This window comes from Roseibium sp. Sym1 (genome assembly GCF_027359675.1).
Classification (GTDB): Bacteria; Pseudomonadota; Alphaproteobacteria; order Rhizobiales; family Stappiaceae; genus Roseibium.
Window position 1 is genome coordinate 63,180 of the sequence record NZ_CP114787.1, and the last position, 22,504, is coordinate 85,683.

29 protein-coding genes and 1 pseudogene are annotated in these 22,504 nt (G+C 61.0%); 22 read left to right on the top strand and 8 right to left on the bottom strand.

Annotated features, from left to right (window positions below; genetic code table 11):
• Positions 1–52 precede the first annotated feature (52 nt).
• A complete protein-coding gene (locus O6760_RS30915) occupies positions 53–1,147 on the bottom strand; it encodes an IS4 family transposase (protein ID WP_209181161.1) in 1,095 nt (364 codons plus the stop codon).
• Between the two features lie 79 nt (positions 1,148–1,226).
• On the opposite strand from O6760_RS30915, the gene O6760_RS30920 reads away from it, so the two are divergent.
• From O6760_RS30920 to O6760_RS30940, 5 genes are all read left to right on the top strand, one after another.
• Complete coding sequence (locus tag O6760_RS30920) at positions 1,227–1,445, top strand: hypothetical protein (RefSeq protein WP_269586449.1); 219 nt, start codon at positions 1,227–1,229, stop codon at positions 1,443–1,445.
• Between the two features lie 174 nt (positions 1,446–1,619).
• Entirely contained in the window at positions 1,620–2,357 is a 738-nt protein-coding gene (locus O6760_RS30925; RefSeq protein WP_209181159.1) for a LuxR family transcriptional regulator, read from the top strand.
• A gap of 86 nt (positions 2,358–2,443) precedes the next feature.
• Positions 2,444–3,115: an acyl-homoserine-lactone synthase gene (locus tag O6760_RS30930; protein WP_209181158.1), complete on the top strand. Its 672-nt coding sequence runs from the start codon at positions 2,444–2,446 to the stop codon at positions 3,113–3,115.
• A 298-nt stretch (positions 3,116–3,413) separates the two neighbouring features.
• Complete coding sequence (locus O6760_RS30935) at positions 3,414–3,743, top strand: transcriptional repressor TraM (protein WP_209181157.1); 330 nt, start codon at positions 3,414–3,416, stop codon at positions 3,741–3,743.
• 55 nt (positions 3,744–3,798) lie between these two features.
• Positions 3,799–4,014: a pyocin activator PrtN family protein gene (locus tag O6760_RS30940; RefSeq protein ID WP_209181156.1), complete on the top strand. Its 216-nt coding sequence runs from the start codon at positions 3,799–3,801 to the stop codon at positions 4,012–4,014.
• 156 nt (positions 4,015–4,170) lie between these two features.
• On the opposite strand, the gene O6760_RS30945 is transcribed toward O6760_RS30940, so the two are convergent.
• Both O6760_RS30945 and O6760_RS30950 read right to left on the bottom strand, forming a co-directional pair.
• Complete coding sequence (locus tag O6760_RS30945; RefSeq protein WP_209181155.1) at positions 4,171–5,478, bottom strand: MFS transporter; 1,308 nt, start codon at positions 5,476–5,478, stop codon at positions 4,171–4,173.
• 6 nt (positions 5,479–5,484) lie between these two features.
• Positions 5,485–5,766, bottom strand: coding sequence for a metal-sensing transcriptional repressor (locus O6760_RS30950; RefSeq protein ID WP_209181154.1), 282 nt, complete (start codon positions 5,764–5,766; stop codon positions 5,485–5,487).
• A 54-nt stretch (positions 5,767–5,820) separates the two neighbouring features.
• Between O6760_RS30950 and O6760_RS30955 the strand changes: the two genes are divergently transcribed.
• The gene (locus O6760_RS30955; RefSeq protein ID WP_209181153.1) at positions 5,821–6,234 is read left to right on the top strand and encodes a MerR family transcriptional regulator; all 414 of its coding nucleotides are present in this window, start codon (positions 5,821–5,823) and stop codon (positions 6,232–6,234) included.
• Positions 6,235–6,236: 2 nt separating this feature from the next.
• On the top strand, positions 6,237–6,560 hold the full coding sequence (locus tag O6760_RS30960) for a YnfA family protein (protein WP_209181236.1): 324 nt from the start codon (positions 6,237–6,239) through the stop codon (positions 6,558–6,560).
• A gap of 45 nt (positions 6,561–6,605) precedes the next feature.
• On the opposite strand, the gene O6760_RS30965 is transcribed toward O6760_RS30960, so the two are convergent.
• Positions 6,606–6,812 (bottom strand): hypothetical protein, encoded by a 207-nt coding sequence (locus O6760_RS30965; RefSeq protein ID WP_209181152.1) that lies wholly within the window; start codon positions 6,810–6,812, stop codon positions 6,606–6,608.
• A 174-nt stretch (positions 6,813–6,986) separates the two neighbouring features.
• Here O6760_RS30965 and O6760_RS30970 point away from each other — a divergent pair, with 174 nt between their 5' ends.
• Positions 6,987–7,199: a hypothetical protein gene (locus tag O6760_RS30970; protein ID WP_209181151.1), complete on the top strand. Its 213-nt coding sequence runs from the start codon at positions 6,987–6,989 to the stop codon at positions 7,197–7,199.
• A 138-nt stretch (positions 7,200–7,337) separates the two neighbouring features.
• Here the strand turns inward: O6760_RS30970 and O6760_RS30975 are convergent, their stop codons facing one another.
• Positions 7,338–7,862, bottom strand: a complete 525-nt coding sequence (locus tag O6760_RS30975) for a transposase (RefSeq protein ID WP_209181150.1) — start codon at positions 7,860–7,862, stop codon at positions 7,338–7,340.
• A gap of 339 nt (positions 7,863–8,201) precedes the next feature.
• Here O6760_RS30975 and O6760_RS30980 point away from each other — a divergent pair, with 339 nt between their 5' ends.
• The 3 genes from O6760_RS30980 to O6760_RS33500 all read left to right on the top strand — a co-directional run bounded on the left by O6760_RS30980 (position 8,202) and on the right by O6760_RS33500 (position 9,115).
• The gene (locus tag O6760_RS30980; RefSeq protein ID WP_209181149.1) at positions 8,202–8,582 is read left to right on the top strand and encodes a hypothetical protein; all 381 of its coding nucleotides are present in this window, start codon (positions 8,202–8,204) and stop codon (positions 8,580–8,582) included.
• 89 nt (positions 8,583–8,671) lie between these two features.
• Positions 8,672–8,938: a helix-turn-helix transcriptional regulator gene (locus tag O6760_RS30985; protein ID WP_209181148.1), complete on the top strand. Its 267-nt coding sequence runs from the start codon at positions 8,672–8,674 to the stop codon at positions 8,936–8,938.
• Between the two features lie 33 nt (positions 8,939–8,971).
• Entirely contained in the window at positions 8,972–9,115 is a 144-nt protein-coding gene (locus tag O6760_RS33500) for a luciferase domain-containing protein (RefSeq protein ID WP_442969951.1), read from the top strand.
• A 153-nt stretch (positions 9,116–9,268) separates the two neighbouring features.
• On the opposite strand, the gene O6760_RS30990 is transcribed toward O6760_RS33500, so the two are convergent.
• On the bottom strand, positions 9,269–10,189 hold the full coding sequence (locus O6760_RS30990) for a LysR family transcriptional regulator (protein WP_209181147.1): 921 nt from the start codon (positions 10,187–10,189) through the stop codon (positions 9,269–9,271).
• Between the two features lie 96 nt (positions 10,190–10,285).
• Here O6760_RS30990 and O6760_RS30995 point away from each other — a divergent pair, with 96 nt between their 5' ends.
• The 6 genes from O6760_RS30995 to O6760_RS31020 are packed head-to-tail and all read left to right on the top strand — an operon-like array spanning position 10,286 to position 16,926.
• Positions 10,286–11,812 (top strand): sulfatase, encoded by a 1,527-nt coding sequence (locus tag O6760_RS30995; protein ID WP_209181146.1) that lies wholly within the window; start codon positions 10,286–10,288, stop codon positions 11,810–11,812.
• A 27-nt stretch (positions 11,813–11,839) separates the two neighbouring features.
• Positions 11,840–13,156 carry an ABC transporter substrate-binding protein gene (locus O6760_RS31000; RefSeq protein ID WP_269586450.1) on the top strand — a complete coding sequence of 439 codons (1,317 nt, stop codon included), beginning with the start codon at positions 11,840–11,842 and terminating at the stop codon, positions 13,154–13,156.
• 32 nt (positions 13,157–13,188) lie between these two features.
• Positions 13,189–14,109 carry a carbohydrate ABC transporter permease gene (locus O6760_RS31005; RefSeq protein WP_209181145.1) on the top strand — a complete coding sequence of 307 codons (921 nt, stop codon included), beginning with the start codon at positions 13,189–13,191 and terminating at the stop codon, positions 14,107–14,109.
• The gene (locus tag O6760_RS31010; RefSeq protein ID WP_209181144.1) at positions 14,106–14,936 is read left to right on the top strand and encodes a carbohydrate ABC transporter permease; all 831 of its coding nucleotides are present in this window, start codon (positions 14,106–14,108) and stop codon (positions 14,934–14,936) included. Before O6760_RS31005 ends, O6760_RS31010 begins: the two co-directional genes overlap by 4 nt.
• A 21-nt stretch (positions 14,937–14,957) precedes the next feature.
• On the top strand, positions 14,958–16,046 hold the full coding sequence (locus O6760_RS31015) for an ABC transporter ATP-binding protein (RefSeq protein ID WP_209181143.1): 1,089 nt from the start codon (positions 14,958–14,960) through the stop codon (positions 16,044–16,046).
• A complete protein-coding gene (locus O6760_RS31020; RefSeq protein ID WP_209181142.1) occupies positions 16,039–16,926 on the top strand; it encodes a DUF4432 family protein in 888 nt (295 codons plus the stop codon). Before O6760_RS31015 ends, O6760_RS31020 begins: the two co-directional genes overlap by 8 nt.
• A 45-nt stretch (positions 16,927–16,971) precedes the next feature.
• Here O6760_RS31020 and O6760_RS31025 read toward each other — a convergent pair whose 3' ends face one another.
• A complete protein-coding gene (locus O6760_RS31025; RefSeq protein WP_209181141.1) occupies positions 16,972–17,325 on the bottom strand; it encodes a winged helix-turn-helix transcriptional regulator in 354 nt (117 codons plus the stop codon).
• A 217-nt stretch (positions 17,326–17,542) separates the two neighbouring features.
• Here O6760_RS31025 and O6760_RS31030 point away from each other — a divergent pair, with 217 nt between their 5' ends.
• The 5 genes from O6760_RS31030 to O6760_RS31050 all read left to right on the top strand — a co-directional run bounded on the left by O6760_RS31030 (position 17,543) and on the right by O6760_RS31050 (position 20,840).
• Positions 17,543–17,866, top strand: a complete 324-nt coding sequence (locus O6760_RS31030) for a DoxX family protein (protein ID WP_269586461.1) — start codon at positions 17,543–17,545, stop codon at positions 17,864–17,866.
• Positions 17,867–17,932: 66 nt separating this feature from the next.
• Entirely contained in the window at positions 17,933–18,748 is an 816-nt protein-coding gene (locus O6760_RS31035) for a DODA-type extradiol aromatic ring-opening family dioxygenase (protein WP_269586451.1), read from the top strand.
• 110 nt (positions 18,749–18,858) lie between these two features.
• Positions 18,859–19,254 (top strand): luciferase domain-containing protein, encoded by a 396-nt coding sequence (locus O6760_RS31040; protein ID WP_269586452.1) that lies wholly within the window; start codon positions 18,859–18,861, stop codon positions 19,252–19,254.
• A gap of 40 nt (positions 19,255–19,294) precedes the next feature.
• Positions 19,295–20,194 (top strand): SDR family oxidoreductase, encoded by a 900-nt coding sequence (locus O6760_RS31045; protein ID WP_269586453.1) that lies wholly within the window; start codon positions 19,295–19,297, stop codon positions 20,192–20,194.
• Between the two features lie 10 nt (positions 20,195–20,204).
• On the top strand, positions 20,205–20,840 hold the full coding sequence (locus tag O6760_RS31050; RefSeq protein ID WP_269586454.1) for a glutathione S-transferase family protein: 636 nt from the start codon (positions 20,205–20,207) through the stop codon (positions 20,838–20,840).
• 270 nt (positions 20,841–21,110) lie between these two features.
• On the opposite strand, the pseudogene O6760_RS31055 reads toward O6760_RS31050, so the two are convergent.
• Positions 21,111–22,451 (bottom strand): annotated as a pseudogene (locus tag O6760_RS31055) (IS5 family transposase).
• Between the last annotated feature and the right edge of the window lie 53 nt (positions 22,452–22,504).

Genomic DNA, 22,504 nt, shown 5'->3' on the forward strand with positions numbered 1-22,504 from the left:
CATTTTGACGATCCGCCAGAAGGAGACGTGGCGGCGCGACCGGTCCGTCGGCTCAGGGGGGAGAGTCCAGCGTGTGCTGGACCATGTCGTCAATCATGAATGCGGCGATGAGGTTGGTGAAAATCCAGGCTCGTGCAAGCTCGGGGTCCTTGGCGCGCAATGCGTCCAGATGGAGCAGGCTCTTGAGCCGCTTGAAGGCGATTTCCACCTGCCATCGCAGGCGATAGAGCGCGCCAACGCGCTTTGCTGGATATTCGAGAGGATCGAGCGAGGTGAGAAGCAGCACATGGCCCGCCGCTTCCAGCGTTTCCGGCTTCACCGCCCGGCCTTTGCGGCGGGTTTCTTTCAGAACCCGGTCCCTGGCCGACCTGGCCTTGTCGTCAGGCAGCCGCAAGGCAATGAGGCGCGCCCGGAACGGCGTCCATGGCGACCTGCTCCATCCACGGCCGATCATGACCGTCGCCTCGCCGCTTTCGCGCTCCCCAAGATCGCGCAGGAACCCCATCGTATCAAACCGGTTCCCCTGAAGGTCCAGCCAGTGCAGGCCGCGCCAATTGACGCGAACCACATAATCGCCGACGCCTTGGGCAAGGGCGCGGATACAGTCCGGGCGGGAGCCAAAGTCGCGATCGGCAATACGGATTTCGTTGGCGAGAGGGTCAAAACGATCCAGACGCTCGGCCTCAAGGCCGTCCGTCAGTTCGAAGGCCGTGAACCGTCGCTTCTCTGGGTCGTATCCCATATGCAGCCGCCAATCTGCGGCAGTGCTGCCGGGCGCGCGGATGCTCGTTCCATCCACCAGTCGCAACATCCGCGCGCCCATGTCGCCCGTATCACCGGCACGCTCCGCCAGAACCTGTCCGGCCAGCATGCCGAACCAGTCCGCCGCACCGCGCAGACGCTTGAGAAGCGCAACGTCGGAGAGTTCCGCAACACCCTGAAGCTGCGCCCAGGCAGCCGCTTCCCGAAGCGACATGCCGCCGGGACCATAGCCAAGCCCGAGACGCAGCAGCGTCGCCGCGTCACGAACTTCTCGACGGCGAACCAGCGCCCCGGTCTCGCGAGCCGAAGTATCCAAATCCTCAGTGCTTCCAAAACGGTCGAGGAGCCTGGGCCAATCATCATCGAAAGAAAACGAGCGATTCATCCCGATGTTGAATCACTCTGATCGACGAATGCCAACCCCTTAAGTTAGCGCACATGGGAGCGAGGCTCCGGGGTTTGAGATGGCGGTGAAGGCATATTTTACCGGGTGGTTTGAGGGGGAGCAGGTCTTCTATCTGGAAGACCCGGAGCCAGCCCGTACTGGCGAAGCGATGCCGGCTCAAGGGGCCGTATCGCGAGCGGACGCGGACGCCGCGCGCGAGACCGCAGTACCAGCAGCCCCCAATCTCGCCGAAATTCGCATCGATCTTTCTGTGTTGAGTCGGCCAGCTAACAATTGAGCCGATCACGACAGCACCCAACACGGCAAAGGTTCCTAGAAGACCGCTAGGTTCGGGGTTTTGGTCCACTGCCGAGAGGCTTGTGGGGCTAGCAGGCCCAATCTCGGCTGCGGTGCCACGGAAATCGCCGGAAACACAGAATACTCGCGAGAGTGATCCAGAAGAGACCCAAACATGTCGGACATCGTCGGCTCAAGCTTCAACACCACACTTTCACACATCGCCGACGTTTCGGACCGCGAGAGCCTCGATGCCGTCATGGAGGAACTCGCCGTCGGCTACGGTCTTAGTTCCGCAGCCTATTTCGGTATTGGCTTGTCGGGCCGATCGAAGGGTAATCCGTTTCTGGCGGTGACGTACTCGTCGGACTGGGTGGAGCACTACAAGGAGCGCCGTTTCGTGGAAATTGATCCGGTGATCCAGACCGGTTTCAGACGCCTGCTCCCGCTCGATTGGGAGGGGTTTGATAGAACCGACGAGAGGATCAAAACGCTGTTTGGCGAGGCGACCGAGTTCGGTCTTGGGAAAAAGGGCCTCTCGATCCCGGTGCATGGTCGGCATGGTGATCGCGGGCTGCTTTCGATCAGTTGCGACCGGGCTGACCGCGACTGGACGCACGACAAACTGCTCTATCTACGCGACTTCCAAGTCGTGGCCACACATATTCATGACAAGGTGCTGCGACTGGAAGGGCACTGGCCGCTGGAACGGCATCTTTCCCCGCGCGAGGTCGAATGCCTGCAATGGATCGCGGAAGGCAAAACGGCTTGGGAATGCGCCACCATCCTGGGGCTCTCGCAGCACACTGTCCGCTACTATCTCGAGAGTGCTCGTCACAAGCTCAACGCCACCAGCAACACCCATGCGGTGTCGATCGCCCATAGAGCTGGTCTCCTTCTACCTCCCCTGTAAACCCTGTCGTTCAGCCGGATTCTCGGGTCAGAACATCCCCGATAACTGGTGTCTCCGTCGTCAAACAACGAACGGAGACCACTATCATGATATTCACAATCGAAAGTGTCGATCAGGACAAGCACCGCGAACTGATCGACGAGATGTTCCGCATGCGCGCCGAAGTCTTTTCCGGCCGCCTCGGCTGGGACGTGAGGGTCGAAAACGGCCGCGAGATCGACCGCTTCGATGCCGAGGACCCGCTCTACCTCCTGTCGCTCGATGAGCGGTCCGGGCAGCTGCGCGGGGCGGTACGGCTTTTGCCCACGACCGGCCCCAATATGCTCAGGGACGTATTTTCCGTGCTCATGCCATGCGGGGCGGTCGAGAGCCCATTGATCTGGGAGAGCTCTCGTTTCGCGGTCAACCCGCGCATTTTCGAGGCAACGGATCGGGCCGAAGCAAATCATACGGTGAACCGGACCACCGTGGAGCTCTTGTGCGGGATGGTCGAAACTGCCCAACAGGCAGGCATCGAGCATATAGTATCCGTCTTCGACACACGAATGGCCCGGATTTTCAGATCGATCGATTGCCGCTTTGAGCAGCTCGGTACACCGGCGCGAATCGGCAAGACCATGACCTATGCCGGCCTGTTCGATATGAGCCTCGACATGCGTTCCCGGCTGGGTACGGCGGGCAATTTCCGCGAGCCCGTTCTCGCCGATGTTGAACTGCCGCGACGGCCCGCAACCGGACATATGGCAAATGCCGAATAATACTAATGAAAACAGGTAGGTTGGCGTCTGGCGTTCGTTGACCTGATCCAATATGCTCAGCCCGAGGCGGTACGCGCCGCCTCGGGGCGTGGAAACCCCACTCTAGCGGATTGGAGCCGACCGTATCGGCTCCAAGATCCTTCGGCTTTCGGCCGGGGGCCTGTGACGTATGTCCAGGCGCCCCGGTGCTAAAGGTCGCAGGGACCGCCTAGAGCGGTTTTCCAACCCCCGGCTTGGGGTCGAGATCTTTCTCTGTCGCGGGGGCGCACCGCGGCGCAAGCCGCGGGATGATTTGCAATTGTCGGAACCGTTCGCCCTCAAACTTGAACCATCATCGGCGAAACATTCCATTGCCGCTATTCTTGTCGGCTTGAACGAGCCCGCGCTCGAGCGTGTCGCCTTGGACGTCATTCGTGAGCAGAGGCGACGCCTCGAACACGCTCAGGCATTGTATGAGAAGTTGTCCACGCTTGAAGCCAATGCGCCACTCGAAGAAGAAGGCGAGGACCTGCGCCACGATTACCGGCTGGCGCTTTTGATGATGCGTGCACATCACCAGATTACGTCCGCCGTCATCGACAGGCTGGGCCGCGTGCCTCGCTTACCGGAGGACGAAACCAGTCACTAGAACGGTACTGGGTCGATCGGGCACTTTCGTAAGGCGCTGAAATCGTGCCAGAAAAGTGGCTTCTGAAGTACGTCGCGATTTCTTTTCACATCTGACACTCCTGAAATTTTTTTGCAAACTCGGTTCTGGTGATATCGCCCTGCCACTCATGCGCATGGAACACAGCCAGAAATGCGCCAAAAGCGTCCATTTTCAGGATCTGGCGGACTACCTCGACAAGCGACGCACGGTGGCCAGGAAAGAATTGTCTCAATTGACAGGGTGGAACTGAGCCTGAAGTCTGAAACGGAAGCTCGCACCGCTTTTCGGGTGTACTTATACGGTCCGGCCCCACCCTCAGTGCCTCATGGTTGACCAGCAAACGCAAGGTCGATGTCCCGTTGAATAGCAACGAGCCATCGCAGCGTGGGCGATTCAGGATTGTTGCTCACGGCTCGCGCGGCCATTGCGGATGCAGATCGTCGATGACGAAGGCATGAGCCTGGCGATGTCCGCCGCTGGGTGAGCCCTCTTTCCAGTGTGGGTCGCTGTCCGGTAGCTCGGGATGCCGATGAGCGATGGTCTCTTTGTCGGATACCGGCCAGACAAGCACCGCGGCGACCAAAGATACAGCGCCGACGACCGCAAGAACCACGAATGTCGGATTCAATCCGAGCATGGCACCGAGCCAACCCGCCAGCGGATAGGTGACGAGCCAGCAGGCATGCGAGAGGGCAAACTGTGCGGCGAACAGTGCGGGCCTGTCTTCGGGGCGCGAAGAGCGCCGCAGCAACCGGCCGGACGGCGTCTGCGCAGTGGAATAGCCGATCCCGATCACGAACCAGAGCGGCAGAAGCATGACGAAGCCCGGCGCTATCGGGCCGGCGATCATGAGCGCAACACCGGTCAGTATTGCCGCGCGGTCGGAAACGGTTTCGAGGAGACGGGGCAAGGTCAGCGCCGCCAGCATCGACCCGCCACCGAAGGCCGCTAGCGCCAAAGCCGTCGATTGCTGCGACAATCCAAACGCGCCTTGAACAATGACCACCGTATTGACGATCACCATTGCACCGGCGGCGGCAACGGCCATGTTGACCGTCAGCAGACCACGTAGACGGGGTGTGGCGAGATAGATGCGCATTCCACGCGTGGTCCGTTCGTAGATCGGGCGCGGCGTGCTTGGCTTCGGGCTGGGCAGCAAGACCGAGACGACGAACGCGGCCGACGCGACAAAGCCTATGACGGTGCCGGCGAACAACGTATGAAAGCTGACCAGCGTGAGCAGGAGCGCGGCGAGCATCGGACTGACCAGGCTTTCGAGATCATAGGCCAGCCGCGACAGGGACAGCGCCCGCGTATAGTCCTTCTCGTCCGGCAAAACATCGGGGATCGTTGCCTGGAACGTCGGGGTGAATCCCGCCGAGGCCGATTGCAGCAGGAAGATCAGCACATAGATCTGCCAGACCTCAGTGACGAATGGCAGCAACACCGCGATGCCCGCGCGCACCAGATCGAGGCTGACCAGCATGGCGCGCCGGGGTAGCCGTTCGGCAAAGGCGGCGGCAACCGTCGCCACACCGACATACGCGATCATCTTGATGGCAAGCGCGGTGCCAAGGACCGTACCGGCATCGGCGCCGGCCAGATCGAAGGCCAATAATCCCAAGGCGACGGTTGCCAGTTCCGTGCCAATCAGAGCGATGATCTGTGCGCCGAAGAGATGCCGATAAGTACGGTTCGAGAGGACTTCGAGCATCGCGCGTCACAGATACTTCGTGATCGCCTTGAACTCGGCTATCGATTGTTTTTGTTCCTCCGGCAAGCTCTCGGCAGCATCGCCCAGGCAATGATCGAGGTGATCGCGGATCAACGTCTTCTTCGCCTCGGAGATCGCCTTTTCGACGGCGTGAAGTTGCTGCGCGAGATCGAGGCATGGTCGGCCGTCCTCGATCATGCCGATCACACGTTGCAGGTGACCTGCGGTGCATCTAACGTCGCGGTTTCGATTTTGGACTCGCTCATGCGGTTCACCCTCGAATTTCATTCCAGGGCAAGCTAAGGTCTGTAGCAACTACAGACTCAAGGAAGAATCCGAATAATGGCCGATCACGTTTCCGGGAAGCAATTGCAGCGCGCCGAACTGGCAAGGCGCACGGGCTGCAATCTCGAAACCATCCGCTACTACGAGAAGACGGGCATGATACCCGATCCGCCGCGCACGGCGTCGGGTTACCGCGTCTATGACGAAGCCCACGTCGCGCGGCTGCAATTCATCCTGCGCGCCCGCGAGCTCGGCTTTTCCATCGATGAGATTCGCGGCCTGCTCGACCTCGTCGATGGCGGTACGCAGACCTGCGCCGAAGTGAAGGAGCGGACAGAGCGACACCTCGCCGATATCCGGGACAAGATCGCCGACCTGAAACGGATCGAGCAGGTGCTGGCTGCGACCGCCGCGCAGTGTTCCGGCGAGGATGTGCCGGAATGTCCTGTCCTGGAGGCGCTGGCATCGTGACGATGACGTTGGCGGTCTATTTCGGCGCGGCGCTGGCGGAAATTGTCGGCTGCTTTGCCTTCTGGGCGTGGTTGCGCCTGGACCGTTCGCCGCTCTGGCTCATTCCGGGTATGGCCAGTCTTGCTCTCTTCGCCTATCTCCTCACTCGCATCGACAGCGATTTCGCGGGCCGTGCCTATGCCGCCTATGGCGGCATCTACATCGGCGCGTCGCTCTTGTGGCTTTGGATGGTTGAGTCGCAACGACCCGACCGCTGGGACGTGACAGGCGCTGCGATTTGTCTGGTCGGAGCAGCCATCATTCTGTGGGGTCCGCGAACCGCTTGATGCTTGGAAACCGTATAGCTGGCCAGTGCCGCCGGCCCACCGAATTCATGACCTGCCACAGCCGCCGATCGCGGCCAGATCGCGATAGGCATCGATCAGCGGACGATTGCTTCCAGTAGAATTCGCATGTTCGCTGTCCAGTCTCTCCAGTGCGGCAAGCATGAAATCAGCGATGTCTGGCCGGCCTTGCTGGCAGGCACACCTGAACACACGCAGAATCTCACGCTCCAACTGGTCGGCATTCGAGGTCATCGCCGTCGCCTCCTTGCTTGATGTCGAGCCTTCGCTATCCGGCGATGGGAAGGTCAATAGCGATTTCTTCAACTCTCCGCCCGGTCGACTCACCCGATCGAAGAAAGTATCGGAAAGGTTTCCAGGAGCCAGAAGGCGAACGCAGAGAGGTATCCCGTCATCATGGCGACCCCCATGACGATCAGCGCCACTCCCGCCAGCATCCTGAGAACGCGCCCGAGGCGTCCGAACGCCTTCAACCTGGCGGACAATGTATCGGTGAACAGCGCGGCAAGCAGGAATGGCACGCCGGGCTTCGTGATCGGAGACGAGATCCTGCGCGGCGCCACCGACTTACAAACCATGCCGCGGCTGATCGACCAGGCCCGGAAAGATCGGCATCGATGAAGCCGGAGCCGCCCTGGCCTCGCGGATCTTCGCGAGCCGTTTGGGCTTGTCCTTGACCCAGTCCGGCATCTCGTCGCCGCGCTTGCCCGGCCCGTAAAGCCGGTCCTCATCGGCGTCAGCCGCCTCGGCAGCTTCCAGCTAGACCCGCACCTGGGCTGCCAGTTCCTCTTCGCGCCGGATCATATGGGCATAGCTCATCGCCTTGTGCTTCGACGCGTTTGCCTTCACCTTCGTGCCGTCCAGCGCAACATGGCCCAGCTTGACAAGGCCCGCCGTCGCTGCCAGCCGCAGCATCTGCACGAACAGTTCCGACAACGCCGCCAGATGACGCCGTCGAAACTCCGAGATCGTGCGGAAGTCCGGACCGTCCAGCGCCACGATCATCATGAAATCAGCCCGCTCCCGGCACGCCCCGGCAATCCGACGCGATGAATAGATCCCAACCGCATAGGAGTACAAAAGCAGTGCAACCATCATCGCCGGATCGTAGGGAGGCTGACCCTTCGCGCCACGGTAGCTGGCATCGATCGCCGTCAGGTCAAGGCTCTCGCGCACAAGATCAACGACAAACCGGGAAAGATGGTCGACGGGAACAAAATCCTGAACCGACGGCGGAATTAGAAGGGTCTCGTCAAGACGCCAGGCGCGAAATCTCTTGCTCATGGGCTATATTCGAATCAGGCTCGCCTCCAAACGTCGAGAAAATTCCAATTCTCAGACAAACTCCTAGCGTCTGGCGTTCGTTAACCTGATCAAATATGCTTCTCCCCGAGGCGGTACGCGCCGCCTTGGGGCTTAGAAACCCCTCCCTAGCGGCTTGGCACCGGCCGACGCGGTGCCAGGATCCTTCGGCTTACGGCCGGGGGCATGTGACGCATGTCCAGGTGCCTCGGTGCTAAAGGTCGCAGGGCCGTCTAGGGGGTTTCTAACCCCCGGCTTGGGGTCGAGATCTTATATTTTGCGGGGGCGTACTGCGGACCAAGCCGTGGGAAATTGCCGCTATTGCCAGAACCGATCAGTCTCAATCTTGAACCGTCATCGCTGAAATATTCCGTTTCCGCGATTCTTGCCGGCTTGAACGAGTCCGCGCTTGAGCGTGTCGCTCTGGACGTCATTCGTGAGCAGACCAGCGACAACGCGACGACGATGGCGCTTCTGCGCGAGGTCGCCAACCTGATGCATACATCAGGTCTGCCCGACACGCAGTTGCTGCCTGCCGCGGCCACCTTCCTTGGCCAGACCGTGGTGAACCAGGCGTCGAACGCGGCGTTTCAGGACGGCTTCGTTGTCGTCTGCGGGATTTTCCTCCTCGCTCTGAATTCCGACTTGGCTGATGTGGCGCGCGGCGTCTTCGACCGCATAGCGGGGATATCTCCACTATGATGTACCTAAAATTCCGTGACAGAAACCCTTCGCTAACAAGCCGAAAGCGCAATAGCGCCGGCTCGGGTATCACCAAGGGAGACATGGAAATGACTGATGTCGACCCAGACGACAAGGAAAACGAACTTCCGATCACGCCAGCGCAATGCCGTATGGCGAGGGCTGGTGTGCAATTGTCGGTGCGCGAGTTGGCGCGTCTGGCTGAGGTTTCCGGTCTTACGGTCACGCGGTTCGAGAACGGCGATGTCACTTGTCCGGTGGAGACGATATTGGGACTTATGATGGTGTTGGAGGCGCGCTGCGCACGTTTCTTATCCAATTCGGCAGGAATTGGTGTCATGATAGTAGATCACTAACGCAAATGCGCAAAGGCTGGATGCGAGGCTTTTATGATAAGCAACGAGTTCCCCCACGTGCATCCGGCAAAAGACGGCGACCTGCACACGATGCTACCGGCGGATGCGGTATCGAAGGTTATCGATCTGGGTTGGGCAGAGCTCCATCCGACGGTGGCTGCCGGCATGATCCCCTAAATCGCAGCCTTGGTCAACGCGCCCAGAGACAACGCGGAGATCAACTCGGTCCTCGTTATCCTGCAGCTGGCGTACGATTTCTCGCGTGGCGATTTCCCGCGGGCCTCCAATGTCGTTTTTTAGACTTAAACCAAGCAAGGATCCTTCCCGCACCTAATTCGGAGCAAGGCCGAATGCCTGCACCTCGTCCTTGATAATCCCGATCATGCACTTGAAGGGCGCCGTCCCGGCGATAGAGTTGCGATAGCTAATGCCGGTGGCGATCCGCCAGTCGTAGCTCGGCACTGGCAGCGCCGCGAGGCCGGATCCGAGGCGGGGATGTAGCAGCGGTTCCGGTAAGCTGGTCAGGAATCCGTTGTTCCGCACGAGATCGAGCGCCAACGTCAGCGAGTGCGTCGACACGATCGTACGTGGCGACGGCACGTCCGCCTTCTTGAACAGAGCCTCGATTCTCCCCAGAGCCAGTGAGTCATAGCTTAGCTGAACCCAGGCGCGCTGCGACAAGTCAGTTTCGCGAACATCCGTCGCGGCAGCGAGCGGATCGTCTGCCGCTGCGACGATCCTGTTCGACTGATTGTAGAGCGGGATCTCCTGAACCCCGCCCGACAGCGTTTCCGCTCCGCTGCGCAGGCCGCCGAAATAGGCGCCAATCTCACCTGTGTTGAGCGCCGGTAACATGATCGCGCCAACGCCGGTCCGCACGGATATCTGCAGGTTCGGAAACTCGTTGGAAAGCCGCGCAAGCACGTGAGCCATGAACGCGGCCTCATAGGTCGGGCCGACGCCGATCCGCAACGCGCCTCGCGCCCCGTTGCGGGTGGCCGTGAGATCGAAGAGCGCGCTGTCCCATTGCATCTCGATCTCTCGCGCCCGGGTATAGAACGCCTGTCCGGCCTGGGTCAGGGTGACGCCACGCGACGAGCGTTCGAAAAGCGCCGCGCCGAGATGGAGCTCAAGCTCGCGCAGCGACTTGGAGAGGGCCGGCTGGCTGATGTTCAGGTGCCGTGCCGCTGCCTGAACACTGCCCAGTTCGGCGGTGGCGAGGAAGTGTTTCAGGCGCCAGATGTGATCCATTTATAACTCCGAGTTATACCTACTATACACAAAAATATTAGCCCCGCGAGGACGAACCGTCTAGACTCACATCGTCCGTAAGAAAGTGGGTTCTTGATGCGCGCCGTTTTTGTTTTGTTCGATTCACTCAACCGTCTCGCGCTTGGTTGCTATGGCGGAGCGGCGATTGCGACACCTAACTTCGATCGCTTCGCCCAGCGGGCCGTGACCTTCGACAATCATTATGTCGGCTCGCTGCCCTGCATGCCGGCCCGGCGTGACATGCATACGGGTAGACTGAACTTCATGCACCGCTCCTGGGGTCCGCTCGAACCTTTCGACAATTCGATGCCCGATATCTTGAAGAACGCAGGCGTGCACACACATCTCATCAGCGACCACTTCCACTACTACGAGGATGGCGGCGCGACGTATCACAGCCGCTATAAAACCTGGGAGTTCATTCGCGGACAGGAATACGACCCGTGGATCGCGATGGTGCAACCGCCTTTGGAGCGCTTCAAGGAAATGTATTCCGACAAGCACTACAACGTGCCGACGGAACCGAAGCGGCGGCAGCATCAAGTCAATCGCGAAAAGATACGAATGGAGGAGGATTTTCCCGGCCCGGCGTGCTTCGCGCGCGCCTTCGCCTTCCTCGACGACAACCGCACGGCGGACAACTGGTTTTTGCAGCTCGAATGCTTCGATCCGCACGAGCCGTTCTTCGCGCCCGAGAAATACCGTCAGGAGTACACGACAGGCTACAATGGCTCGATCCTCGACTGGCCGAAATACGCGCCGGTCAAGGAAAGCCCGGACGAGATCGCGGAAATCCGGGCGAACTACGCCGCTCTCGTGGCCATGTGCGACGCCTATTTCGGCAAGCTTCTGGACTATTTCGACGAGCACGATCTCTGGTCCGATACCTGCCTCGTGCTCACGACCGATCACGGTTTCCTGCTGAGCGAGCATGACTGGTGGGGAAAGAACCTGACGCCATATTACGAGGAGATCTCGCATATTCCGCTGATCGTCCACCATCCGGACTATGCCGCGAAGGCGGGGACACGGATTGCGACGCTGAGCCAGACCACCGACCTCATGCCGACGTTCCTCGAGGTCTTCGGGCATTCCGTGCCGAACGAAGTCACCGGCAGGTCGGTCCTGTCGCTGATCGACGGAGAACCCGGCCCCGAGGCGCTGATCTTCGGGATGTTCGGCGGTCCGGTTGGCGTGACCGATGGCGAATACAGTTTCTTCCGCTATCCGGCGAACCTGTTCGACGAACAGCTTGGCGAATACACCCTAATGCCCACGCACATGACAGGGTTCTTCGGGCCGGACGAGCTTGCGACCGGGCGGATGGCCGGCCCCTTCGAATTCACAAAGGGGCAAAGGCTTCTGCGCTATGATGCGCTCAACTCCGCGCGACGGCCTCCGGGGCTTGATGGAACCAAGTTCGCAGCTTTCGAATCCACCATCTATCACAATGCGTCGGACCCCAATCAGCTTCGTCCAATATACGACACCGCGATCGAGGCGCGACTGAACACGGAGATCGTGAGGCTCCTGAAGGCGCACGATGCGCCACCCGAATACTTCAACTGGATCGGCCTCGCCGAGGGCGCGGACGTGAACTGAAAGACGAATAACGGGAGGAACCGAAAAGTGAAGAGAACAGCATTCAGCATTGCAACCGGTCTTCTGGCGCTGGCAGTCGTCATGCCGGCGCACGCCAAAGATCAGCCGGACATCACCATGGCGATTAACCAGTCTCCCTGGCTGAATTCCTTCGTCGCCATGGTCGATCTCTACGAGGAGGAAACCGGGAACGTCGTCAATCTTGACGTCAATCCGTTCGGGGGACTGCTGGAAAAGATCCGGAACTCGGTGCGTGGCTCCGAAGGCACCTACGATCTTGTCAACATCAACTCGCTCTGGCTGTCCGAGATCTATTCCGGCGGCTTCCTCGCCCCGCTTGGCGAGGTGCAGGAAGGCTACACGCTTCAGGATGGCGTCCTGACCTACGGCGCGACCACGAATTGGGATGCGGCGGTCGGGTCATTCTCGCCGGACGGCGCGCTGATGGGTGTGCCGGTCAACGGTAACGTCCAGGTCCTCTATTACAACCAGGCGATCTATGACGAACTCGGCCTGTCGGTTCCCGACACATGGGACGACCTTTACGCGAACGCTAAAAAAATCGCAGAGGCCAAGGGCATTTACGGCTTCGTTCCGCGCGCGGCTCGCGATTCGATTGTCTACAATATCACCCCCTACATCTTCAGCCACGATGCCGCGTTTTTCCGGGTGACGGGCCCGGGACAGGCCGCGATCGGGCTGAATACGACCGAGGGGCTTGCGGCGCTGAAAACCTATCTGAAGATATCAGGGGAAGATGTTGCTCCGCCGAATCCCGGTGCCATCGCGCAGGGTGAGCTTATCCAGCTTCTGTCCACCGGCAAAGCCGCGCAGGCGATCGCTGTGATCGCCGCTTGGGGCGCGCTGGAAAACCCCAACGAGTCCCGGGTTGTCGGCCAGATGTCGGCATCGTTGATCCCCGCTGGTCCGGGCGGAACACACGCGTCGAGCGCCGGTCACTGGGTCGCGGGTATCCCCAAGAACGTGTCGGCGGAGCGCCAGCGCGCGGCGCTGGCCTTTTTGGACTGGTTCCAGTCCCAGGCGCTACAAGTGAAGTATGTCGAAGCCGGAGGCGTACCCGTGCGTGGCGATCTGGCGGAAACCGGTCTGGGGGCGAACAACTCTTACCGTTTCCTTGGGGCCTATTCGGCAAATGCGGCAAATGCGGTGATGGGTCTGCCTTTCGCGGCCGCCGCCGAAGCATCCGACGCGATGGCCCTGCACTTCAACCGGGCCGTCATCGGGGAGGAAAGCCCCGAGGTGGCGCTCAATGCGGCGGCCGAGGTCCTGGCGGGCATACTTGAACGGAACGGCTTTTCCGTCACCCGCCAGCCAGACCTCTGAGCCACTTCGCTAGCGCCTCTGGACGGAACCAGATGAACACCATGATCAAACCGGGCGTCGTAATCCGTCGGAACAAGCGATGGCTGGTGCTGTCACTTGCGCCCGTCGCGGTGTTCTTCCTGGTTCTGTCCGGGTTTCCAGTGCTGAACCTTCTGGGTCTGAGCTTCTTCGATGTGGAATGGCGTGAAGGCGCGGCCGAGTTCAACTATATCGGTCTGGAGAACTACCGCCGGCTCTTCCTGGAGGAAACGATATACTGGGCGGGGGTGCGCAACACGCTCGTCTTTGCGGTGACCGTCGTGACCTGCCAGATGGTCCTCGGGTTTTCGATGGCGCTGGCCGTGAAGCGGGCGGGGTCGGTCGGGCGAACGATCCTGACCGGCATCTTCCTCCTGCCGATCGTGATCCCCCCAATCGTCATTGGCACGATGTGGCGTCTGGTCATGGGGCGCGAGTTCGGGCTGGCGAACACGCTGCTTCGTTGGTTCGGTCTGAACGAGGTCGATTGGCTCGGAAACCCTGACATCGCGCTCGCATCGGTGATGTTCGTGGACATCTGGCACTGGACGCCTTTCGTCTTTCTTCTCATGCTCGCCGGTCTGGAGTCGCTTGACGAGGAAGTTCTGGACGCGGCCCGATTGGATGTGACCGGCTTCTGGCAGGAGGTGCGCCATATCGTGCTGCCGCTGATGCTGCCTATGATCCTCATCACGGTGATTTTTCGGGTCATCCTGTCGTTCAAGGTCTTCGACGAGGTCTATCTGCTGACATCAGGCGGGCCAGGCACGGCCACGGAGGTCGTTAACTTTTCGATTTACCGTACCTTCTTCCGGCAGGATCAGGTCGGGTACGGTTCGGCGATGTCGGTGGTCACATTGTTTGCCATAGCGCTCACGATCATCCTCGCGCGCGGAGTGCTGGCCCGCCGCAGGAACGCGGAGGAGGCAGAATGACCCTGCGCCGAACCTCGGGTCGCGTTGCGGCAAATGTTTTGGTCTGGGGCTATGCGGCAATGATTCTGCTGCCGACACTTTGGGTGTTATCCAATGCCTTCAAATACAAGATCGATATCATAACGGGCGCGACGCTCAGCCCGGTCACCTGGAGCAATTTCGAGCAGCTTCTGTTTTCGCGTCAGTCCCAATTCCTCTGGAACCTGCTCAACAGTGCCTTTGTCGCGGTCAGTTCAACCGCGATCGTCATCGTTATTGCCACGATGGCCGCCTTTACACTCGGCCGCTTAAGAGTACCCGGGTGGGTTCGCTGGCCGATCCTGGGCTGGGCACTGTTGTTCCAAATGCTTCCCACGCTCACCTTCGTGGGTTCCTGGTATGTCATGTGGTCGGCGATCGGACTGCACGGAACCTATATCTCGGTCATCCTGACCCATGTCGTGCATAATCTGCCGATGGGCCTGTTCCTGATGCTGAGCTTCATGTCCGCATTGCCGCACGAGATCTTTCAAGCTGCGCGCATGGACGGATGCTCGAACAGCCAGATGTTCTGGCGGGTGGCCTTTCCGCTGGTGCGGGGTGGAATGATCGCGGCGACGGCGCTGATCTTCATCTTTTCCTGGAGCGACTTCGCCATCGCTTTGACGCTGACCTCGCCGGCGACGATGACGGCTCCGGTCGCCATCGCAACCTTCGCGCAGGAATACGACATCCGCTATGGCGAGATGGCCGCCGGGACTCTCTTGTCAATCGTCCCGGCGCTGATCCTGATCCTCGTCGGCCAGCGATTTATCGTCCGCGGGCTTCTGGCAGGCGCAGTCAAGTAGACACGGAGAGAAGGGAATCTCATGGCAACCGTCACCCTTAAGGGGGTACGAAAGAAATACGGTCGGGTAGAGGTTATTCCGCCGATCGATCTGGAGGTTCCGAGCGGCGAATTTATCGCCCTCGTCGGTCCTTCGGGCAGCGGTAAGTCCACGTTGTTGCGGATCATTGCGGGTCTGGAAGAGATCGACGCGGGTCGGATTTTTGTGGACGGTAAGGATGTCACGCAAACCGAACCGAGTGATCGGGACATGGCGATGGTCTTCCAGTCCTACGCGCTCTATCCGCACATGACGGTCGCCGAGAACATGGTCTTTGCCCTCAGGATGCGTGGGACGGATCCCACCGAGATCGCCCGCCGTCTCGAAGCGGCGCTAAAAATGCTTGGCATGTCGGAATACGCTAACCGCCGACCCGGTCAGCTCTCCGGCGGGCAAAGGCAACGCGTGGCCATGGGTCGGGCGATCGTTCGGCAGCCGCAGGTTTTTCTTTTCGACGAACCTCTATCCAATCTTGACGCCAAGCTGCGCGCGGCGACAAGACTGGAATTGCGGGCGTTGCACGATCACTTGGGGGCCACTTCCGTTTTCGTCACTCACGACCAGATCGAAGCTATGACCATGGCTGACCGCATCGTCTTGCTCGACGGCGGTCGTATCCAGCAGATTGGAACGCCGCGAGAGATCTATCGCGAACCGCAGAACCGCTTTGTCGCGAGTTTCATCGGCTCGCCGGAGATCAATATGCTACGCGGCATGCTGGCATCCGCGGCCGGCCGCCTCACCTTCGAGGGGCTACCGCTGTCCGAGTCATTGCAGGCCGCTGCGGGTCGCGAGGTCGATCTCGGCATTCGTCCCGAGCACATCAGGGTCTGGCCAGACGCAGCACCGGATCGCTGGCCCTTCGAAGTGGACGCGGTGGAGTTTACCGGGCACGACGCGTTCCTCGTCGGCAAAACCCCGGCAGGCCGGGTTACGCTCCGTATCGACCCGGACAATGACCGTGGTTTGGCCGATAGCGTTGTCGCTGGTCAGCAGCTTCATGTGCAGTTGCAGGAGCGACATATATTGCTCTTCTATCCTGACACTGGCGTTAGGATCACGAATGGCTGAGACATGCAGGCTGCGGACCCTGCGCTTCGATGGCGGCACCGAGGACGGCGCTCGGCTGATCGAGGTCGAAAACGCGGCCGGGCTCTCAATCGATCTACTTCCCGATCGGTGCCTTGATGTCGGGATTGTGCGCTATCGCGGCGTGCCTTTCGGATGGATCGGCGAAAACGGGCTGGCCCCGGCCCGACCGGGAGAGATGGATCAGGCCCTTGGCGGTCTGCTCTGCACTTGCGGATTTGATCACATCCGCCAACCGGCGAACGACGGCCTCCGGCACTTCCCGCTGCATGGCTCCATGTCGCTGAGGCGCGCTATCGTGACAACGACGCAAGTGCTGGAGGACGGTTCCGCCGAGGTCTGTGCAACGGTCGCCCACGGAACCCTTTCAGGTCAGTCCTGGCGGCTCCATCGACGCGTGACACTGCCTCCCGACCGTGCCGAAATCAGTATTGAAGACCGGGTTGAAGCGCGCGGGCGAGGGGAGATCACGCCCATCATGGCACTCTATCACATCAATCTCAGCGCCCCGCAATTTTGCCCGGATACTCTAGTCGAGGTCGCAACTCGCATGCGTCCGGACCTGCCCGGCACCGAGGACTTCACCTTCTGCGAACCCGCACCGGCCAATGGGCAACTTATCCAGGTGTCGGATGGTGGAAGGGATCCGCGACGGTGCTTCCGGTTGTTGTTCGACAAGCAGGCCCTGCCTTGGCTACAGTTTCATCGACGTACGGCGGCTGGCGGCGGTCTTTTCTGTATCGAACCGACCACTCATAACCGTCAGCCTCGCGGTGAACTCCTGCGCGATGAAACGCCGCTTAACGATTCTGTCGAGCGCCGTTTTCAGTTAGTCATGAGCTTCGGGTCGGGGTCCGCCTGAGTTGTTCTCGGGCGCGGGATTATCCCGCGAACAGGAAGGGCGGCGTCATTCTGCCGCGCTTGCGGTCCCGTCGAAGGCGCCCTCGACCTCCCAGCGGCGCGCGATGGAGCCAAGCGTGTCCAGCACGCCACGCAGCTCCGCGCCGCGCTCAGTCAACCCGTATGTTACAGCCGGTGGGATGGTCATGGCCTGTTCGCGCCAGACCACACCGGCATGTTCCAGCATCCGCAACCGCTCGGTCAGGACGCGAGTGGAAATTCCGGGCACCAGACGCTTGATCGCACCGAAACGCTGCGGTCCCTGCTCGGACAGAACCCAGAGGATGTATATCGTCCAAGGGCCTGTGATGACACGCAGCAGTGCCTCCATCGGGCAGGAAGGGGGCAGGACGCTCTTCATCGTGGATAGCCCTCACAGTCAAAGGAAGTTAGTTACTTTTACGTTCCTACTTTCTCCAATGAAGCAAGGCATCTAAAGATACTTAACGAGAAAACGGCGGCTGAACAAGCCGTTGCAAACAGGGAGAGCGGCAATGGGCGACAAAGTGGCAAAGTATGTCTATTGGATTGCGACCGGCCTTGTGGCGCTGGTCTAACTGGGTGCGGCGGCCTTCTACATCTCGTCCCACGACATGGTCGCGGGCATGTATCGCGAGGTGCTGGGCTATCCCACCTACATCATCTGGCCGCTCGCGATTCTGAAGATCGTCGGCGCGGTGGTGATCCTCTGGCGCCCTTCGGCGATGCTGGTGGATTGGGCCTATGCGGCGATGTTCTGGCATCTGGTGCTAGCCATTGGGGCGCATGTGGGCGCGGGCGATCCGGGCTGGCCGCCGGCTCTGGCGACCTGGGTGCTTCTGATCGCCTCGTGGCTGACCGCCAATCGCGTGCGGGCGGTCAAGTCGGCCTACGCGCCCGCGTTTCCGTCAGCGGCGAACTGATCCGATGCCGAGCTGCCACGGCGCTGCCCATCCACACTCGGCTTTGGGGTTCGAAAGGACGACGACATGACGGACAGACAGCCGACAATGTTTGTTCCCCATGGCGGCGGCCTGTGTTTCTTCATGGACTGGAACCCGCCTGACACCTGGGATAGGCAACGCCGATTCCTCGAGAATTTGCCTGCGAGCCTGTCGGCAAAGCCCAAGGCGCTCCTCGTGATCTCGGGTCATTGGGAGGAGCGGGTGTTTACCGTGCAGACCAACCCCGCGCCGCCGCTGCTGTTCGACTATCAGGGATTTCCGCTGCACACATATCAGCTGACTTGGCCCGCGCCGGGCGATCCCGAGCTGGCGGCCCGCGCGAGCGGACTTCTGGAAGGCGCAGGGTTCCAAACCGGGGCCGACCCAGCGCGCGGCTTCGATCATGGGGTGTTCGTTCCGCTAAAGGTGGCTTTTCCAGAGGCCGACATCCCCACCGTCCAGTTGAGCCTGCGCGCCGATCTCGACCCCGCGGCGCATCTCGCCGCCGGTCGCGCGCTGGCGCCCTTGCGCGACGAAGGGGTGCTGATCATCGGGTCCGGCAACACCTATCACAATATGGCCGTCATGATGCGCGCCATGCGCGGCGGGGCGGAGGGCAACGTGCGCGGCCTCGATTTCGACCGATGGCTCACGAGTGCTGTGACCCATGAAGACCCCGAGGTGCGGCACGCCATGCTGGCCGCGTGGGATCAGGCGCCCGGCGCACGCGACGCCAATCCGCGCGAGGAACATCTGATCCCGTTGCACGTCGCGGCCGGGGCCGCCCTTGCGGATCGGGGAGGCAAGACCCTCGAGGATCACGTATTGGGCGCGGTCGAAAGCGCCTTCAGATTTGGATAGGAGCAACCATGAGCTTCGAACTTCCCTAACGGCATGGACCGCGCCCCGAAACCACCGATTGCGCACCGCATGAGCAGGTGTCCCAGAACTCGTCGACTAAGATTCACGCGTTGTTCAAGGAAAAGGCGTTCGCCCTGCCCTTCGTCGAGCGCTGCTGGTCGGGCATTTCGGTCCCCGGCGCCGAGGCCCTGGTGCTTCCGGTAGCCCACGCATGCGGACCACGCGAGGCCTTCATGATCGGGCGCGAGTTTGCCCATGTGCACCCCGCCCACGATGGCTCGTCGCACCTGATGCTGCCCCCATCCGTGGTTGAGGAACTGATCGCGAAAGGTTGGGGCGAACCGCATCCCATGGCTCGGCTGGGCTACATCCCAGCCACGGCGGTCATGGCTTTCGCCCCGCGTGACGAGAACGAGGTCGATGTCATGCTGCGCCTGCTGACCACGAGCTGGGACTTCGCTCGCGGCAAGCTGGCGAACCCCGCCCCCGTCCATATCCACGGCTGAGAGCAAAAGCCTCCTCAGCAGTCAGAACAGGAGACCAACCATGTCCGACATTCAGAACGGCCCCTTCATAGTCACCGGCGCCTCCGGCCAGCTTGGCCGGCAGGTGGTCGACTTGCTGCTGCAGGCCGGCGCCGGTCCGATCATCCCCGTATCGCGCAATACCGAAAAGCTGGCCGACCTCGCCGACAAGGGTGTCGAGACCCGCAAGGGCGATTTCAACGATCCAGCGTCGCTTGCGGCTGCCTTTACTGACGGCAAGCGTCTCCTCATCATTTCGACCGACGATCTCCACCCGGGCAAGCGTCTCGCTGCCCATTCCAACGCGGTTGCGGCGGCCAAGGCGGTGGGCATTGGGCATATCGTCTATACATCGTTTGCGGGCCCGGTCCCGGAAAGTCCGATCGGATTCGCCCGCGACCACGAAGGGACCGAGAAGCTGATCGCGGACAGTGGGGCGGATTACACGATCCTGCGCAACAACATGTACACCGACTTTCTGCTGATGGGCGGCTCGCAGAGCGTCGCCATGGGCAAGCACTTCGCCGCCGCGGCAGAGGGCAAGACCGGATATGTGACGCGGGCGGATTGCGCCCGTGCCGCAGCCGCGGCGCTAATGACGGCGACGGGAAAGCAGACCCTCGATATCACCGGGCCGCAGACGGTCAGCCAGGCTGAGGTCGCAGCGATCCTGTCCGACGTCGCGGGCAAGGAGATCCCGTACATCGCGCTGCCAGCCGAGGCTCTGGCGCAGGCGATGATTGGAAACGGCTTGCCGGAATTCATGGCGCGGGTCTTCGTTTCCTTCGACGAGGCAATGGCGCAGGGTTTCCTCGATGTGGCCAGCGACGACCTGAAGACGCTGACTGGCCAACCTGGCCAATCGGTGCGCGACTTCCTGATAGCGAACCGCGCGGCACTATTGACGCCGCCGCAGCGCTGAGGACGGAACTATGCGGCTTTACAACGCCAACTTCTCGCCCAACGCCCTGCGCGTGCGCGCTGTGGCCTTCGAACTGGGCATCGACATCGAGATCGTCGAGATCGATCTTCGTAGGGGCGACAACCGCGCCGGAGAATTCCTCCGGCGCAATCCCAACGCCAAGGTGCCTGTCCTTGAGGACGGCGATTTCTTTCTATGGGAGTCGCGGGCGATCTGCGGCTACCTGGTCAGCCAGACCCCCGACGCGGGTCTGGTACCGTCTGCGCCGAGGAAACGGGCGCTGATGAACCAGTGGGCCTGGTGGCAGGCCATCCATCTGGGTCCAGCCATGCAGAAACTGTCCTTCGAGCTGTTCCTGAAGGAGAAACTCGGCATGGGCGATGCCGACCATGCGGCGGTCGAAGCTGAGCGCAAGGCTACCGATCAGTTTCTCGACGTGCTGGAAGAGGGTCTGGCCCGGCAGGACTGGATCACCGGCGATCTCAGCCTTGCGGATTTCTACCTGGCCACGACCTTCATGTATCGCAAGCAGGCTGCAATCTCGCTGGAGACCCGGCCCGCCGTTGCCGCCTGGATCGAACGGCTGGAGGCGAGGGACAGCTGGCATAAGGCGATGGTCCCGCTGAACGCGCTCTTGGGACTCTGACTGTTGATTTCCGCAGAGTACTGACTTGGGATTGGACTGCGCCATGAGGGTGGACACTGTTCAGGCTGCTGTTTTGCCAGTCTGCCGGATGTGTTGATCCTCAAACTTCTGCAGGCTCAGATAGCCGAGCGCCGTAAGTAGGCAAGGTGTTCGACGATGTCCTCGAAGGCTATCGGATAGATGGCTCTGACCATCAGCGTTTTCATGAAGCTCTCAGCAGGCCAAGCCTTGGCGTTCTCGTATGGATTGCCTCTGCGACCTAGTCCGCTGTTAACAAGCGGGATTGAGAGATGATTGGTCGGTGATTGGGCGCATGATGCGGATGATGATTTTTCGCAATAGTGTTCTGAGCTACTTGAGGATGAGGCGCAGGTTGTAGCCGACGGCGCTCATGACGGCGTTGATGGTGTCGCCGAGACGGCCCTTGAGAAAGTTCCGACCCAGGTGGCCGTCTGTTTTGCAATGGCCGATGACGGCCTCAATGGCCGAGCGCCGCCTGAGTTCGCGTTTTACCTGTCCATGCGCGCCGCGTTTCTGACCCGACCTGTAGACCCGCAGCGGGTTTGGAGCGTTTTGGCCGCGGTAGCCTTTGTCGATATAGACGCGTTCGATCTCGCGGTCGGTGAGCGCCTGCGTTTCCTCCAGCATGTCCTTGAGCGTATGGCCGTCATAGGGATTGCCGGGCAGCGCCCTGGCATGCAGGATGAACTGGCTGCCCTTGCAGCGTTTGTTGGTGGTGGTCAGCGATACCTTGACGCCGAACTCGTAAGGCGCATGGGCCTTGCCCTTGCCGATGCACTCGGTCTCCGGCGCGTGCCAGCAATAGAGCTTGCGGCCACGCTGGCGCTGCTTCTGGTGGCGGATCTGCATGGCATTCGACAGGGGCACGGCGAAGACCTGCGCCAAGGCGTCGTCGCCGTCGATCCTGCGGCCGATGTCGTGGCTCAGCCGGCCGAGCCGAGTGCGCAGGAATTACAGTTGCCTGTTATGGCGCTTGAATTGCTTGGCATGGGCATAGCACCCGGCCATCATCGCCGCGGTCCCGGCCACCCGGACGTAGGACTGGCGCAGCGGCACCTTGTGGGCTCTGGCCAGCTTGCCCAGCTGCTCGGTGGCGCTGAGCATCAGCCTGGCGTCGGTCGGAAAGGCGATGTTCTTCGGCTGTACCGTGGTCGTGACCTTCGCCAGGTCGGCCTTCTTCAAGGCGCCTGCGTCATGGGCAACCCGCAGCGTCTCGGCCAGCAGGATATCCAGCCTGTCGCCGATCCGCTTGCGCCAGTGGCTCAATCCCGAGCGCTCGTGCGGCAGCGCGTGCTGGAAGAATTCCTCACCGGTGAAATACTGGAAATACGGGTCGTGCACCCAGCGCTCCCCGACCTGTTCGTCCGACAGGCCATAGGTGTGCTTCAGCATCAGCATGCCGATCATGAAGCGGACCAGCTCTGCCGGTCGGCCCTGGTCGGAAAAGCAGTCCGCCAGTTCCTCGTCGGTCCAGTCCCAGTCGATCCTGTCAGCCAGCCGGACGAGTTCGTGCCTCATATTGATGATCTGATCAAGACGGGCGCGGAAGAGATCGTCATGATCGGCCTTCGCGGGCTCTTTCGGTCGCATCGAATTCCCCAAAACCACTGCTCCGAGGGAATCACAACCAGCCCGGAAAGGGG

Coding starts and splice junctions, on each gene's coding strand:
- O6760_RS30915 (WP_209181161.1), bottom strand. CDS start 1,147: ATGAATCGCTCGTTTTCTTTCGATGATGATTGGCCCAGGCTCCTCGAC.
- O6760_RS30920 (WP_269586449.1), top strand. CDS start 1,227: ATGGCGGTGAAGGCATATTTTACCGGGTGGTTTGAGGGGGAGCAGGTC.
- O6760_RS30925 (WP_209181159.1), top strand. CDS start 1,620: ATGTCGGACATCGTCGGCTCAAGCTTCAACACCACACTTTCACACATC.
- O6760_RS30930 (WP_209181158.1), top strand. CDS start 2,444: ATGATATTCACAATCGAAAGTGTCGATCAGGACAAGCACCGCGAACTG.
- O6760_RS30945 (WP_209181155.1), bottom strand. CDS start 5,478: ATGCTCGAAGTCCTCTCGAACCGTACTTATCGGCATCTCTTCGGCGCA.
- O6760_RS30950 (WP_209181154.1), bottom strand. CDS start 5,766: ATGAAATTCGAGGGTGAACCGCATGAGCGAGTCCAAAATCGAAACCGC.
- O6760_RS30955 (WP_209181153.1), top strand. CDS start 5,821: ATGGCCGATCACGTTTCCGGGAAGCAATTGCAGCGCGCCGAACTGGCA.
- O6760_RS30960 (WP_209181236.1), top strand. CDS start 6,237: ATGACGTTGGCGGTCTATTTCGGCGCGGCGCTGGCGGAAATTGTCGGC.
- O6760_RS30965 (WP_209181152.1), bottom strand. CDS start 6,812: ATGACCTCGAATGCCGACCAGTTGGAGCGTGAGATTCTGCGTGTGTTC.
- O6760_RS30970 (WP_209181151.1), top strand. CDS start 6,987: ATGACGATCAGCGCCACTCCCGCCAGCATCCTGAGAACGCGCCCGAGG.
- O6760_RS30975 (WP_209181150.1), bottom strand. CDS start 7,862: ATGAGCAAGAGATTTCGCGCCTGGCGTCTTGACGAGACCCTTCTAATT.
- O6760_RS30985 (WP_209181148.1), top strand. CDS start 8,672: ATGACTGATGTCGACCCAGACGACAAGGAAAACGAACTTCCGATCACG.
- O6760_RS33500 (WP_442969951.1), top strand. CDS start 8,972: ATGATAAGCAACGAGTTCCCCCACGTGCATCCGGCAAAAGACGGCGAC.
- O6760_RS30990 (WP_209181147.1), bottom strand. CDS start 10,189: ATGGATCACATCTGGCGCCTGAAACACTTCCTCGCCACCGCCGAACTG.
- O6760_RS30995 (WP_209181146.1), top strand. CDS start 10,286: ATGCGCGCCGTTTTTGTTTTGTTCGATTCACTCAACCGTCTCGCGCTT.
- O6760_RS31005 (WP_209181145.1), top strand. CDS start 13,189: ATGAACACCATGATCAAACCGGGCGTCGTAATCCGTCGGAACAAGCGA.
- O6760_RS31010 (WP_209181144.1), top strand. CDS start 14,106: ATGACCCTGCGCCGAACCTCGGGTCGCGTTGCGGCAAATGTTTTGGTC.
- O6760_RS31015 (WP_209181143.1), top strand. CDS start 14,958: ATGGCAACCGTCACCCTTAAGGGGGTACGAAAGAAATACGGTCGGGTA.
- O6760_RS31020 (WP_209181142.1), top strand. CDS start 16,039: ATGGCTGAGACATGCAGGCTGCGGACCCTGCGCTTCGATGGCGGCACC.
- O6760_RS31025 (WP_209181141.1), bottom strand. CDS start 17,325: ATGAAGAGCGTCCTGCCCCCTTCCTGCCCGATGGAGGCACTGCTGCGT.
- O6760_RS31035 (WP_269586451.1), top strand. CDS start 17,933: ATGACGGACAGACAGCCGACAATGTTTGTTCCCCATGGCGGCGGCCTG.
- O6760_RS31045 (WP_269586453.1), top strand. CDS start 19,295: ATGTCCGACATTCAGAACGGCCCCTTCATAGTCACCGGCGCCTCCGGC.
- O6760_RS31050 (WP_269586454.1), top strand. CDS start 20,205: ATGCGGCTTTACAACGCCAACTTCTCGCCCAACGCCCTGCGCGTGCGC.